The sequence below is a fragment of the Aliarcobacter thereius LMG 24486 genome, assembly GCF_004214815.1.
Classification (GTDB): domain Bacteria; phylum Campylobacterota; class Campylobacteria; order Campylobacterales; family Arcobacteraceae; genus Aliarcobacter; species Aliarcobacter thereius.
This window is the reverse complement of record NZ_CP035926.1, coordinates 272,187-285,538: the sequence shown is the minus strand read 5'-3', so window position 1 is coordinate 285,538 and position 13,352 is coordinate 272,187. Positions and strand designations below refer to the sequence as shown.

Below are 13,352 nucleotides of genomic sequence, written 5' to 3'. Positions count from 1 at the left end.
TATGGAAAGATTAAAATTATTTAAACAAAGATTATTTGCTCTTCATATTACTGCTGGAGTTACATTTTCTATTATTATGTACCTTGCAATATTCTTTGGAGTATTTGCAATATTTTTACCACAAATTCAAACTTGGGAAAAACCTTCTAGATATATAGAAAAAGCTGATCTTACAAAAATAAATTATAACTATATGATAGATGAAGTTTTAAAAGATCCAAACTATCCAAAAGATAATATTCTTATAAACTTACCTGGTCGTATTGGAGAAACAGCTGTTAGTGTTGGAAATCGTTTTGTAAAACCAGTGGTTTTTAATCCATTTACAAATGAAAAAATAGAGAATGAAAGTAAAGAAGTTACAAATTTAGCAAGTTTTTTAAATGAGCTTCATTATGGACAACCTTTAAAACTTTTAGGAAGATTAGCATTTGGGTTTACAGCAGTTGGAACTTTAGTTTTAGTAATAACTGGACTTTATTTAATATATTATTTTAAATTTAATTATAAAGTAAAAAATCAACAAGGTCTTTTTTCTACTATTCATATAAAAATATTTACTTGGGCATTTTTACCATTTTTACTTATTACTATAAGTGGTGCAGTTATGAATCTTGGTTTAATTTCTGCTCCACCTATGGCAAAAATGCTAACAAAAGGTGAAGCAAAGTCTATTGATGAACTTGTTGGTTCTGAACTATTTCCACAGAATAAAGCTGTTAAGAAAGAGAATATTCAGGCTTCTATGCTTCCTTTAAATGAGCTTTTATTAAAAGCTATTGAAATAAATCCCGAACTAACTTTTAAACAGATAAAAGTTTTAAATTGGAACGATACTACTGCAAGAGTTGAATTCTTAGCTTATAATCCATATAAGCCTTTTTTAAATGGTGGTATATTTAATATTCCTTATATAGCTTTAAATGCTCATACAGGAGAAGTAATTGAAAATAAAAAAGTATTAGATACTACTATTCCTGTTTTAATTGCTGAAAGTCTATTTTTCTTACACTTTTTATTTGGGATAGACTTTTTTTCAAGAACTATTGTAGCTATTTTAATGGCACTTTGTGGTATTTCAATCGGATTTGGAATTATGCTTTGGCTTGAAAAAAGAGCAAAAAAACTAGAAGGAAAGATTACTTTTTATCACTGGATGGGAAAATTATCTTTAACAACTATGGTAGGTGTAATTCCAGCAACTGCTTTACTATTTTTACTACAATGGATTCTTCCATTTGATTTAGAAGATAGAGTATTATGGCAACAAGGAAGTTTTTATAATGTTTGGCTATTTACACTATTTTGGTCATTTTATAGAATAAACTCTTTTCAAGCTAGTAAAGAGTTTCTATTTATTGGTGGAGTTATATTTTTATTAGCTCCTATTTTACACTTTATAAAATTTCAAATTATTATTCTTAATATTTTAGGAGTTGATATTGCACTAGCTTTATTTGGTATTTTACTTTTATTTATTGCAAAAAAACTACCAAATAAAAGAGAAGATTTTATATTAGCAAAGATTTTAAAAAAAGGAAAAACAGATGAATAAAATATCTAAAATAGCAATACTTTTACTATCTCCATTATATATTTTTGCACACTCTTTAGTATTATATGTAGATGACAATAAAGATGGAACAATAACAATTGCTGGAGAGTTTAATACAGGAGAAAGTGCTGCTGGTGCTTTAATATTACTTGAAGCCTTACATTCAGGAGAAATACTTTTTCAAAAAAGATTAACAGATGATGATTTGATAGTTGATATCCCAAAAATTCCTTATAAAATAGTTTTGGATGGAGGAGGTGCAGACCACCAAGAAGAGAAGATAGGAGTTCCACCACCAAATGGTTTTGATAAAATAGAAGAGGAAGTTGCTAAACAAGAGCCTAAAAAAGAGCAAAAACCTAGTAGAAGTTTGATAAAATTATCTTCAAGTACAGCTGTAAATGTAAGTATAATTTTAGCTTTTGTACTTCTTTTTGCAACAATATTTATAAGTATAAGAAATACAAACAAAATTCTTAAAAAACTAGAAAATAATAAATAAAGAGCTTTACTCTTTATTTATTGAATTGTGGGCTTCAAAGTATTTCTTCTAAATTTCTATTCAAATTATTTATAAGAAAAGCCAATCTTCATTTTTTACTTTGGAGCTCATACTTGAATAAATAAAATTATTCTTCTTCTATTTGATTAATAGGAATATATGAATTTATATACTCTTTAAAAGTATCAAATTCATCTTTTGTTTTATAGTCTTCTATTAATCCTACAATATAATCAACAACTTTTGTAGCAGGAATTTTTACTCCTATTTTTTTAGATAAACTACTAGAAGTTCCTTGAAGATTTCCACCAAATAATATTTCATAAGCCTCTACTCTATTTTTATTTTCATCTCTCATCATACAACCAACAAGTCCAATATCTGATATTTGTGGTTGTGAACATCCATTTGTACATCCAGCAAAAGCTATTGTTATCTCTTCATCAAAATCTTCTATCTTCTCTTCTAAAATATCAACAATATTTCTTACATACTCTTTTGTTTCAGTTACTCCAAATTTACAAAATTCTCTTCCTGTACATGATTGTAACCTAGCTCTTAAAGCACTATTTTTATATGGGAAACCTAAATCTTCAATCTTTTTTGCAAACTCATCTACAATATCTTCTTTTACATCATAAATTACAAAATTTTGTGTAGCAGTTAATGCCAAACCACCAACTTCATATTTTTTACAAACTTCATATATTTTTAATAAATTACTTGCTTCAATTCTCCCTGCATTTGTAGCAAAACCGATATAATAAAGCCCTTTTTGATTTTGTTTATGTATTCCAAAGTGATTTCTTTTTTCACTTGGAGTTATTTTTGGTTCAATTTCTCCATCTTCAAGTTTATATCCTAGATTTTCTTCTATCTTAGCTATAAATTTTTCAACTCCCCAATCATTTAGAAGATGTCTGATTCTTGCTTTGCTTCTACTATCTCTATTTCCATTATCTCTAAAAATATTTGCAACAGCAACCGCTACATCTCGTACTTGTTCCTTTTTTACATATTTATTTAATCTTGTTGCTATTTGTTGTGATTTTGATAATCCTCCACCTAAAGTTAAATCAAATAAAACTTCTCCTTCTATATTTTTAAAAGCTGTAAATGCTAAATCTTGAATTTCATGATTTGCACAGTGATGAGAACATCCGCTTATTCCCATCTTATATTTTCTTGGAAAATTACAAAACTCATCATCGTGTTTATCAAAATAGTTATCTACATCTTTTAAAATATCTTTTACATCCAAAATCTCGTCTTCTGCTATTCCACTAACTGGGCAAGTCATTATTGGTCTTGGTCCATCTCCTGAAGCCATTCTTGAAGTAAGATTAACACTTTTTAGAAGTTCAAATATCTCTGGCATATCTTTTATTTGTATAAAATGGTACTGCACATTTTGTCTAGTTGTAAAATCAATGTAATTTTGAGCAAATTTAACTCCAATTTGTGCAATTATATTTAATTGCTCTAAGTTCATCTTTGCATCAACAATCTTGATTCTTTTCATAAAGTATTTTTTATCTTCTAGATTATCTTTATTTACATGTGGATACATTCCATACCATTTTAAAAGTCCAATATATTCATCACTTAAAGGAATCCCTTCTAAAGCCTCTTTATAGATATCATCTATTACTTTTAAAGGATTTCTTGAAGCTTTTAATTGTTCAAGTGCTGATAAATCTGCCATATTTTTTCCTTATAACTATTATAATTTTAGAAGTATATCCTTAAATTTTTAAATATAGATTAAAATAAACTTGATTAATTTACTATATAATATTAATTTTTATATTAAGCTATAATTTAGCTTATTTCTAAAAATTTAGTTTATAATTCTTCGCGTAGAATATTATTCTATTTTATAATTTTTCTAGGAGTTATCTTGAATGCTTCATTTTTAAATGAGCAAAAAAACTTTAGTATTTTTCTTGATTTACTAAAACAGTTAATAAGAGTTCCTTCAGTAACAGGTGCTGAACACTCATTTTTACTCTACTTAAAAAGAGAGTTAGATGAATTAGGTATCAAAACTGAACACTATGATGGACTCTTAGTTGCTATTGGTAATGAACCAACAAATGGTATTTTAAGTGCTCATATTGATAGACATGGAATAATTTGCACTGGTCCAAATGAGTTCCAATTTGCTGCTTTTTTAGCAAAAAATCGCTCTGATTTAAGAGGAAATTCCCTTTCTGAACAAACATTTCAATTAATCTCTAAAAGATATATAAATCAAGATGTTCATGCTTATGATCCATTTAATGGTGGATATTTAGGTATGGGAAAGATAAAAGACTCTTTTTTAAAAGAAGAGATAAACAATCTAATTTTTGAAATTGAAGGTTTAAATCATTTAGTTCCTAGTACTCCTATTGCTTTTGTTGATAAACTAAAACAAGAAGAAGATTTAATTTCAGCTCAGCTTGATAATGTTATTAGTGCTGCAATAATTTTATTTCTATACCAAAATGGATTTCAAGGAACAGCATTTTTTACAGCTCAAGAAGAAGCTGGAAAAAGCTGGAGATTTATAAATGAATGGTTTAAAAAAAATAAACTTTCTACAAATAGATTAATTGTTCTTGATACTAGCCCTTATGACAATAGAGATGAAGCAAATAAGCAAAAAATAGTTTTAAGAAATAAAGATGCAAATGCCAAATTTAAATCTCCACTTTTAAAAGAGATAAAATCTTTTTGTAAGAAAAACAAAATATCTTTTTCTTGTAAAGATGAATTCCTAAAAGAGAAAAATATTTCAAGAGTAAAAGATGGACTAAAACCTTTAAGTATTGGAAGTACAGAACTTGGAAGAATTATTTTAGAATCAAATGGAACTATTCAAGGAACTACACTACAAATACCTACAACTGGTTACCATACTGTTGATGAAACAGCAAATATATTGTCTGTGAAATCTGTTATTTTTATTTTAAGTAGTTTTTATATTAAAAACTTTTCAAAACAATTTTAATTTTTGAGGGAAAAAATGAGTTTAGCTATTATTTATGAATTAAGAGCAAATGATATAAAAGAAGAAGATATCGAGCTTATAATGAGTAGAATAAAAAATAGATTGAGTGAAGAAAATATTGATAAAGAGTTAGTAAAATTAGGTTATCCAAAGATTTTTACAGTTGATTATGATGATTACGATAACTTTGATTATACAGAAGATGATTTTACTCCAAATAGCAAAGGGCACTATGACGATGAATAATCATCGTCATATCTTAATAAAAATCTTCATCAAAAATAATCTGAATACCATATTCTTCGTGTAAAACTACTTTCTTATAATAATCTTTTCTCTCTTTTTGTCCAAATCTTTTTTGACTTTTAAACTTTAGTTCTAATTCTTCATTATTTAATAAAGCCCGAACTTCACTATGTTTTAAATAGTGACCATATCTACTCAAAGCATTTTGCCAAATTCTAAACCCACATTTTGAAGAACTAGTTAATTCAAAAAACTCTCCATCTTCACTTATCCAAGAAGCATTTGAACAAGCATAGAGTTCGACTTTTTTGCCTCTTACTTCTTTTTTTCTAACTTCAATTTGTCCATCACCACAATATGGACAAGCTCCTAAAATCATATCTAGTTTTTAAAAGCTATTACTTCAACTTCAACCAAAACATTTTTTGGTAATGTTTTAACAGCAACAGTACTTCTAGCTGGAGCTATTAATACTTGAAAATATTCTCCGTAAACTTCATTAAAAGAATTAAAATTGTCCATATCTGATAAAAAACAAGTTGTTTTAATAACATTATCAAAAGAGCTTCCAGCTTCTTCTAATATTGCATTTAGGTTTTCCATAACTTGTCTTGTTTGCTCTTTTATTCCTCCACTTACAACTTCCATCTTTTTTGCATCAAGTGCTATTTGCCCCGATGTGAAAATCAATTCTCCAAAACTAACTGCTTGATTATATGGTCCAATTGCACTTGGAGCTTTTGTTGTACTTATTATTTGTTGCATATTTTATACCTTTTAAATTTTAATCGTATTGTATTTAGTTTTTAGTTTCTACCTCATTAAACAAATTTAATAGGTAAATAAAAATCCAATATAAAATTCCCATCTTCACTTAAAAAATGGTTCTTGTGATAAATAGTATATGATGGATTTGTTGTAGTTTCATATCCACTTTTTATAAGCCAAGTATGATAAACCCACTGTATTAATTTTATAATATCACCATATTTTCCATTTAAAGAGAATTTTGCATAAATTCCTTTTTGAATAGTTAAACTTGGAAGAGATAAGTTATTTAAAAATTTATCATCTTCTAAAACAACTACTGCATTATATTGGCATTTGTCAAGAGGAGTTATTATTGGATTATCATGATGAAGAGCAATTTGTTTATAATTTTTTATCTCATTTGTATAGATCCAAGTTTGAAGTTTAGTCCAAGTTTGCTTGATTGATTTATCATAACCATCATGCCTTATATAATATCCCTTCATTTGAGGCATTCTTACAACCACTGGCTCTATTTTTGTAAAATCAATATTATCTCTATTTGAAGATAGTTTTTCTACAATTTTATTTGAATATTTTTCATATCCTCCATTTCTCCACTCTTTTGGTGTCATTTTAAATCTTTGTTTAAATGATCTTAGAAATGAGATATGAGAACTATATCCAGTTATTGAAGCTATATCACTTATTGTTGAATACTGATTAGTTATAAGTAAATTTGCAGCTTTTTCAAGTCTAATAGATACAATTGTTTCATAAATATTTTTCCCAAACTCCTCTTTAAATATTCTTTGTAGATGAAATTTACTAATCTCTAATTCAAAACTTAAATCATCTATATTTATATTTGTATCAATATGCTGATAAATATAGTTCATAACATTATTTACAATTCTTGTTCTTTTTTTAAAAGTATCTCTTTTCATAACTCAATTATAGCATTTTTTGTTAATATTATAAGCATTTATTGTAAAGAATAAATAATATTTTTGCTGTAAAATTTCATAAAAATTAAGGAATTTTAGATGAAACGATCGTTTATAAGGGAAATTCTTGAAGCAATAGATGAACATACAATATCTTTTGCAGGTGGATTACCAAGTGAAAATTTATTTCCAATAGAAGATTTAAAAATAGCTACAAATAAAATATTAGATACTCCAAAGATTTATCAGTACACTGTAAGCAATGGAATAGCTGAATTAAGAGAACAAATAGCACAAAGATATACAAATGAAGGTTTTCCTACAACAAAAGATAATATCTTAATTACAACAGGAAGCCAACAAGCCATGTATATTTTGGCTAAATTTTTTGAGAATAAAGAGATTACTATAGAAGAGCCATCATATTTAGGTGCTATGAATATTTTTAGATTAAATAATTTAAAAATGCAAGGTGTAAAACTTGAAAATGATGGTGTAAATATAGATGAATTTGAAAAAAGTTTAAAAATTACAAAATTATCATATTTAATTCCTGATTTCCAGAATCCAAGTGCAACAACTTATAGCCAAGACAAAAGAGATGCTGTAGTTAATATTGTAAAAAAACACAATGCTCTTCTTATAGAAGATAGCCCATATAGTGAACTATTTTTCAATAAAAAAAGTAAATATATAAGCCAAGATTTACCAAACAACTCTTTTCATTTAGGAAGTTTTTCAAAGACTTTGGTTCCAAGTCTTAGAATTGGTTGGATAAGAGCTGATGAAGAAAAGATAAGATCATTAATGATTATAAAAGAGAGTATAGATCTTCATTCAAGTGGTATTTCTCAATATATTTTGGCAGAATATTTAAAAGATACAAATAAATATGAAAAACATCTTCAATCAATAAGAGATGATTATAAAGCAAAAGCTGATTTTTTTTCTGAACAATTAAATATATTAATGCCTGAATTTAAACATCAAAAACCAAAAGGTGGAATGTTTTTATATGGTGGATTTGAAGATAAAAAGATTGATACTTTTGCACTTGTTCAAGAGTGTTTAAAGAAAAAAGTTGTTTATGTTCCAGGAAATCAATTTTATATAGATAAAATACCAAATGCTGAGATTAGATTTAACTATACTCACTCAAGCTTTGAACAAATAACAAAAGGTATAAAACTTATAAAATCTTGTTTATAAGTCTAAATATCAAATCTTCTTTTAACTTTTTCATAAAATTCAATCACTCTATTATAAATAGGGTGATTTGTAATATCAAACTTATCTACTAAATAGTTCTTAATTTCATAAAATTTATTATATATCTTATTATAAATCTTAGAGTTTTGTATTTTTAATTTTAAATCAATTGTCAAAGAATAAACTATTTCAAACCATTTAAAACTAAGGAGTTTATATTTTGTAATATCAAAAAACCATAATATTACAACTGCAAATGGAAACTTTAAAAGATATACGAAAACTGCAAGAAATATTTCAGCTCTAAAAAATAAGATAGCTGCATAGATCCCAAAAAATTCAACTATTGCAAATAATATTAAAAAAATAAAAAGTATAATATATTTATTTAAGTTATTAATTCTTTCTATAACTTTGTCAAATATATTTATTTTGTCTATAATTTTTGATATAAAATTAAATATTGGTTTTGCAGTTTTTTCCCAAACAAGCTCTATAAAAACAATAAAAATAAGAGTCAAAAATGTTAGTAAATAATCAAATAGCTTTTTAAAAATATCTACTATTTTATACATTTTATTTTTTCTTTCTTACCTTCTTATAATAAATATAAGAGAAAATTGCAATTAATATCAATAAAGCTATGATAATTTGATGTAAATAGTCTTTTATAAGCTCTTCATTACCACCTAAGAAATATCCTAAAAGTGTTAAGATTATCACCCAAATACCTGCGCCTAAGCTTGTAAAAATAGAAAATAGAGCTATATTCATCTTTGATAATCCAGCAGGAAGTGAGATATATTGTCTTACAACAGGAATTAATCTTCCAAAGAAAGTAGAAATATGTCCATGCCTTTCAAAGAATTTTTCCATTTTAATTATAGTTTCTTCACTAATAAAAAAATATTTTCCATATCTTAATAGAAAAGTCCTACCAAATTTAAGTGCAAAAAAGTAATTAAAAAGTCCTCCAGCCAAAGAACCAAGTATTCCAAAAAGAACTACTAAAAATATACTCATCTCACCTTTAAATGCTAAATATCCAGCTGGAATCATAACAACTTCTGATGGAAAAGGGAAAAAAGAACTCTCAAGAAACATCATTATAAATATTCCAAGATAACCAAAATCTTGAACTTTATCTACAATAAAATTTATTATTTCTGAAAGCATAATTTTATATTTTTAGTATTTTTGTAAGTTAATAAAAAGAGTTTTAAACTCTTCTTATTATTTTTTAAGCTCTTTAATTTTAGCGGCTTTACCTTTTAAAGTTTTAAGATAGTTAAGTTTTGCTCTTCTTACATCCCCTCTTCTTATTACTTCAATAGATTTTAAAGACTCACAATATAGTGGGAAAATTCTCTCAACACCAATATTATTTGCTCCTAATTTTCTAATAGTAAAAGTAGCATCAACACCGTTTCCGCTTCTTCCAATTACAACACCTTCAAAAGTTTGAACTCTCTTTTTTTCACCCTCTTTAATTTCAACACCAAGTCTTAGGTTATCCCCTGCTCTAAATGCTGGAACTTCAATTGAAGCTATTTGAGCTGCTTCAAAACTTGCTATATATCTGTTTTTCATCTTCTTTCCTTATTAGGTCTATAGTATTTCGTCCTACAAACGGACATCTGAAATTTTAAGTCGCAAATTTTACTATGGTTTCCCTTTAAATATTCTTTAACTACAATTAAATTTTCATAATTTTCTGGTTTTGAAAATGAAGGAGCTTCTAAAAGATTATTTTCATAACTCTCAACTTCTAATGATGCTTCATTTCCTAAAACTTCTTCTACGTTCCTAGATATAGCATCTGCCATAACAAGAGATGGCAATTCACCTCCTGTTAAAACATACTCTCCTATACTAAAAACCTCATCTGCATATTTTTCAATAACTCTTTCATCAATCCCTTCATATCTACCACTAACAAAAACTATATTTCTCTTTTTTGCTAATCTTTTTGCATCATTTTGTCTAAAAGGTTTTGCAGCTGCTAATGGGAATATTATATATGTATCTTCATTTTTTCTTTTTATTTCATCTAAACAATCAAAAAGTGGTTGACAAAAAAGAAGCATTCCAGCTCCTCCACCAATCATAGTATCATCAACTTTTTTGTGCTTATTTGTTGTAAAATCTCTAGGATTATAAAACTCATATGATATAAAATTTGATTCAACTGCTCTTTTTAATATTGAATCTTTAAAATATGGTTCAATTAAATTTGGGAAAAGTGTTACAAATGTAAACTTCAACTCTTTTTCTCCTTCATAATGTTAAGTTAATATAATATCTTTAATTCGTTTTACTTATTATTAAGTTAATGTTTCTTAAAGTTTCAAACATATTATATAAGGAAATTCTTTGAAAGTTAAAGGTTTTGGGAAAAAATATTTCGCATTAGCTTCAATTCAAGCATATTCATGTGTATTAACTCTGCACAGAACTACTGCTGCTTTCAAATCTTTATTTATTTCAAATCTTAAAATTGTAAGCAAAAAAGATGAAGAGATACCTTTATTAGAAGATTTACTTCAAAAATCTTGTTTATTACAATCAAGTAAACCTTGTCATTGCGACTGTTTCTTTAGAAGAAAAACTGCTCTTGCAGTAAGACTTTTTAAATATATTCCTAGATGTCCATTTTATTGTACATTTTTTGCTTTTAGAAGAACTGGCGTTCATCCTCCTTTTATTAATCTTTAATTTAAAATTATTTTTATAATAAATACCAATTAATATTTTATAGAAGCTTTCAATAAAGGCTTTTTAGTTTTTACTACTTATGTAATTTAAATAATCAAGTAGTAAATAATTTATGGTTTCAAAAAATATGAAACTTTTTATTTAAGGATTAATAATGTCAAAAAACTATGTATTAGGATTTCCAAGAATTGGAGAAAAAAGAGAACTCAAAAGAGTTTTAGAAGAATTTTGGGCAAAAAAAGTTGATTTTAATGAAGTAGAATTTATTTCAAAAAATTTAAGACAAAGACACTGGACTTATCAAAAAGAAGCAAAAATAGATTTTATATCATCAAATGATTTTTCACTTTATGACAATATGCTTGATACAACTGTTCTTTTAGGAGCTATTCCAAAAAGATTTCAAGGTTTAAAAGAGAGTGAATTATATTTTACTATGGCAAGAGGTGATGATACAAGAGTTGCTATGCAAATGACTAAATGGTTTAATACAAACTACCATTATATAGTTCCTGAACTTGAAAAAGATACAAATTTCTCTTTAAATCCAAAAAAAGTAATTAATGAGTATAAAGAGGCAAAAGAACTAGGAATTAAAACAAAAATAAATTTAATAGGTGCAATTACATATTTAGCACTTTCAAATAGTGTTGATAATAGTGATAATTTCTTACATATAAACAAAGTTACTTCTGTTTATAAAGAGCTATTAAAAGAGATTTCAAAACTAGATGATGAAATTGTTGTTGAATTTGCTGAACCATTTTTTGCAAAAGATATTGATACTAAAGTTTTATCTTTATTAAAACCATTATATGATGAACTAGCTAATGTATCTTCAAATATAAAAATTGTTGTAAGTACATATTTTGAGCACTCAAATGAAGCTAGTAAAATATTAGTAAATACACCAATTTGGGCTTTAGCTTTAGATTTTGTTTATGGAGAAAAAAATAAAGAAGTTTTAGATTTAATAGCTAATTCTAATAAAGTGTTAATAGCTGGAGTAATTGATGGTAGAAATATCTGGAAAAGTAATTTTGAAAAGAAAGTTACTTTATTGGAAGATATTTCAAAAATTGTTCCAAAAGATAGATTAATTATTGGAACTTCTTGTTCATTACTACATGTTCCTTATGGTTTAAAATATGAAGAGAATTTGGATAAAGAGATAAAAAGTTCTTTAGCATTTGCAATAGAAAAATTAACTGAATTAAGACTTATCTCTAAAATATTTTTTAATGAAAAATTATCTTTAGATGATGAAGCAAGTATTAAAAAAAATAAAGAAGATAATAAAAAAAGAGAAGAATCTACAAGAATTCATAAAAAAGAGGTTCAAGATGAAGTTAAAAATCTTAAAAAACTTGAAAGAACTGATAAATTTGAAGATAGAATAAAAATTCAAAGAGATTTTTTCAACTATGATGCACTTGCAACTACAACTATTGGTTCATTTCCACAAACTCCTGAAATAAGAGAAAATAGAAAAAACTATAAATTAAACAATATTTCAAAAGAGCAATATGAAAATGAAATCAAAAAATACATTGATGATTGTATTGCATTTCAAGATGAAATTGGACTTGATGTTTTAGTTCATGGAGAGCCAGAAAGAAATGATATGGTTGAGTACTTTGGTGAATTACTTGATGGTTTTATATTTACAAAAAATGCTTGGGTTCAATCGTATGGAAGTAGATGTGTAAAACCTCCTGTAATTTTTGGTGATGTAAGCAGACCAAAAGCCATGACTGTTGATTGGATTAAATATGCTCAAAGCAAAACTAAAAAAATAGTAAAAGGAATGCTAACAGGTCCTGTTACTATATTAAATTGGTCTTTTGTAAGAGATGATATTGCTAGAAGTGAAGTTACAAAACAGATAGCTCTTGCAATAAATAAAGAGGTAGATGATTTACAAAATGCTGGGATTAAAATGATTCAAGTTGATGAAGCAGCATTTAAAGAGGGTTATCCTTTAAGAACTGAAAATATAAAAAACTATGAAAAATGGGCAGTTGATAACTTTAAACTAAGTGTTAGTAGTGCAAAAATTGATACTCAAATTCATACTCATATGTGTTATAGTGATTTCAATGATATTATAAAAACTATTGAAGCAATGGATGCTGATGTTATCTCTATCGAAACTGCAAGAAGTGGAAATAGACTTTTAAAAATTTTTAAAGAGACAAACTATAAAAATGAAATTGCACCTGGAATTTACGATATCCATAGTCCAAGAGTTCCAAGTGTTGAAGAGATGGTTAATCAAATTAAAGCTTTAATTGAAGTATTACCAAAAGAACAGTTGTGGATAAATCCTGATTGTGGATTAAAAACAAGAAAATGGCCAGAAGTTAAACAGAGTTTAAAAAACCTTGTTGAAGCTGTAAAAATAGTAAAAAACTTATAATTTATAGATAGTAA

The 13,352-nt window shown here is 26.4% G+C and carries 15 protein-coding genes; 7 read left to right on the top strand and 8 right to left on the bottom strand.

The features are described 5' to 3' along the window. Window position 1: 1 nt before the first annotated feature. Both ATH_RS01550 and ATH_RS01545 read left to right on the top strand, forming a co-directional pair. A complete protein-coding gene (locus tag ATH_RS01550) occupies window positions 2-1,555 on the top strand; it encodes a PepSY-associated TM helix domain-containing protein (RefSeq protein ID WP_066389980.1) in 1,554 nt (517 codons plus the stop codon). Beyond that, complete coding sequence (locus ATH_RS01545; RefSeq protein WP_066182781.1) at window positions 1,548-2,057, top strand: hypothetical protein; 510 nt, start codon at window positions 1,548-1,550, stop codon at window positions 2,055-2,057. The genes ATH_RS01550 and ATH_RS01545 overlap by 8 nt, the downstream gene beginning before the upstream one ends. Before the next feature lie 127 nt (window positions 2,058-2,184). Here the strand turns inward: ATH_RS01545 and ATH_RS01540 are convergent, their stop codons facing one another. Beyond that, on the bottom strand, window positions 2,185-3,762 hold the full coding sequence (locus tag ATH_RS01540; RefSeq protein ID WP_066182780.1) for a nitrite/sulfite reductase: 1,578 nt from the start codon (window positions 3,760-3,762) through the stop codon (window positions 2,185-2,187). A gap of 195 nt (window positions 3,763-3,957) precedes the next feature. Here ATH_RS01540 and ATH_RS01535 point away from each other — a divergent pair, with 195 nt between their 5' ends. Further along, entirely contained in the window at window positions 3,958-5,052 is a 1,095-nt protein-coding gene (locus ATH_RS01535) for a zinc-binding metallopeptidase family protein (RefSeq protein WP_066182777.1), read from the top strand. Window positions 5,053-5,067: 15 nt separating this feature from the next. Then, window positions 5,068-5,298, top strand: a complete 231-nt coding sequence (locus ATH_RS01530; RefSeq protein WP_066182775.1) for a hypothetical protein — start codon at window positions 5,068-5,070, stop codon at window positions 5,296-5,298. A 13-nt stretch (window positions 5,299-5,311) separates the two neighbouring features. Here ATH_RS01530 and ATH_RS01525 read toward each other — a convergent pair whose 3' ends face one another. Genes ATH_RS01525 through ATH_RS01515 form a run of 3 tightly spaced genes read right to left on the bottom strand, consistent with a single transcriptional unit; the run spans window position 5,312 to window position 6,995 of the window. Further along, window positions 5,312-5,677: a hypothetical protein gene (locus ATH_RS01525; protein WP_066389981.1), complete on the bottom strand. Its 366-nt coding sequence runs from the start codon at window positions 5,675-5,677 to the stop codon at window positions 5,312-5,314. A gap of 2 nt (window positions 5,678-5,679) precedes the next feature. Then, window positions 5,680-6,063 (bottom strand): RidA family protein, encoded by a 384-nt coding sequence (locus ATH_RS01520; protein ID WP_066182770.1) that lies wholly within the window; start codon window positions 6,061-6,063, stop codon window positions 5,680-5,682. A gap of 56 nt (window positions 6,064-6,119) precedes the next feature. Next, a complete protein-coding gene (locus ATH_RS01515; protein WP_066182768.1) occupies window positions 6,120-6,995 on the bottom strand; it encodes an AraC family transcriptional regulator in 876 nt (291 codons plus the stop codon). Between the two features lie 99 nt (window positions 6,996-7,094). On the opposite strand from ATH_RS01515, the gene ATH_RS01510 reads away from it, so the two are divergent. Then, entirely contained in the window at window positions 7,095-8,204 is a 1,110-nt protein-coding gene (locus tag ATH_RS01510; RefSeq protein ID WP_066182766.1) for an aminotransferase-like domain-containing protein, read from the top strand. 2 nt (window positions 8,205-8,206) lie between these two features. Here the strand turns inward: ATH_RS01510 and ATH_RS01505 are convergent, their stop codons facing one another. Genes ATH_RS01505 through trmD form a run of 4 tightly spaced genes read right to left on the bottom strand, consistent with a single transcriptional unit; the run spans window position 8,207 to window position 10,468 of the window. Beyond that, window positions 8,207-8,779, bottom strand: a complete 573-nt coding sequence (locus ATH_RS01505; protein WP_083190918.1) for a hypothetical protein — start codon at window positions 8,777-8,779, stop codon at window positions 8,207-8,209. A gap of 1 nt (window position 8,780) precedes the next feature. Next, window positions 8,781-9,380 (bottom strand): DedA family protein, encoded by a 600-nt coding sequence (locus ATH_RS01500; RefSeq protein WP_066182763.1) that lies wholly within the window; start codon window positions 9,378-9,380, stop codon window positions 8,781-8,783. A gap of 57 nt (window positions 9,381-9,437) precedes the next feature. After that, window positions 9,438-9,794: a 50S ribosomal protein L19 gene (gene rplS / locus ATH_RS01495; RefSeq protein ID WP_066170026.1), complete on the bottom strand. Its 357-nt coding sequence runs from the start codon at window positions 9,792-9,794 to the stop codon at window positions 9,438-9,440. Further along, window positions 9,791-10,468, bottom strand: a complete 678-nt coding sequence (trmD, locus tag ATH_RS01490) for a tRNA (guanosine(37)-N1)-methyltransferase TrmD (RefSeq protein ID WP_066182759.1) — start codon at window positions 10,466-10,468, stop codon at window positions 9,791-9,793. Before trmD ends, rplS begins: the two co-directional genes overlap by 4 nt. Window positions 10,469-10,577: 109 nt before the next feature. Here trmD and ATH_RS01485 point away from each other — a divergent pair, with 109 nt between their 5' ends. Both ATH_RS01485 and metE read left to right on the top strand, forming a co-directional pair. After that, the gene (locus ATH_RS01485) at window positions 10,578-10,919 is read left to right on the top strand and encodes a hypothetical protein (protein ID WP_066182756.1); all 342 of its coding nucleotides are present in this window, start codon (window positions 10,578-10,580) and stop codon (window positions 10,917-10,919) included. A 154-nt stretch (window positions 10,920-11,073) separates the two neighbouring features. Continuing rightward, entirely contained in the window at window positions 11,074-13,338 is a 2,265-nt protein-coding gene (gene metE, locus ATH_RS01480; RefSeq protein ID WP_066182753.1) for a 5-methyltetrahydropteroyltriglutamate--homocysteine S-methyltransferase, read from the top strand. Window positions 13,339-13,352: the final 14 nt, after the last annotated feature.

Coding starts and splice junctions, on each gene's coding strand:
- ATH_RS01500 (WP_066182763.1), bottom strand. CDS start 9,380: ATGCTTTCAGAAATAATAAATTTTATTGTAGATAAAGTTCAAGATTTT.
- ATH_RS01530 (WP_066182775.1), top strand. CDS start 5,068: ATGAGTTTAGCTATTATTTATGAATTAAGAGCAAATGATATAAAAGAA.
- ATH_RS01515 (WP_066182768.1), bottom strand. CDS start 6,995: ATGAAAAGAGATACTTTTAAAAAAAGAACAAGAATTGTAAATAATGTT.
- metE (WP_066182753.1), top strand. CDS start 11,074: ATGTCAAAAAACTATGTATTAGGATTTCCAAGAATTGGAGAAAAAAGA.
- ATH_RS01510 (WP_066182766.1), top strand. CDS start 7,095: ATGAAACGATCGTTTATAAGGGAAATTCTTGAAGCAATAGATGAACAT.
- ATH_RS01525 (WP_066389981.1), bottom strand. CDS start 5,677: ATGATTTTAGGAGCTTGTCCATATTGTGGTGATGGACAAATTGAAGTT.
- rplS (WP_066170026.1), bottom strand. CDS start 9,794: ATGAAAAACAGATATATAGCAAGTTTTGAAGCAGCTCAAATAGCTTCA.
- ATH_RS01505 (WP_083190918.1), bottom strand. CDS start 8,779: ATGTATAAAATAGTAGATATTTTTAAAAAGCTATTTGATTATTTACTA.
- ATH_RS01550 (WP_066389980.1), top strand. CDS start 2: ATGGAAAGATTAAAATTATTTAAACAAAGATTATTTGCTCTTCATATT.
- ATH_RS01545 (WP_066182781.1), top strand. CDS start 1,548: ATGAATAAAATATCTAAAATAGCAATACTTTTACTATCTCCATTATAT.
- ATH_RS01520 (WP_066182770.1), bottom strand. CDS start 6,063: ATGCAACAAATAATAAGTACAACAAAAGCTCCAAGTGCAATTGGACCA.
- ATH_RS01540 (WP_066182780.1), bottom strand. CDS start 3,762: ATGGCAGATTTATCAGCACTTGAACAATTAAAAGCTTCAAGAAATCCT.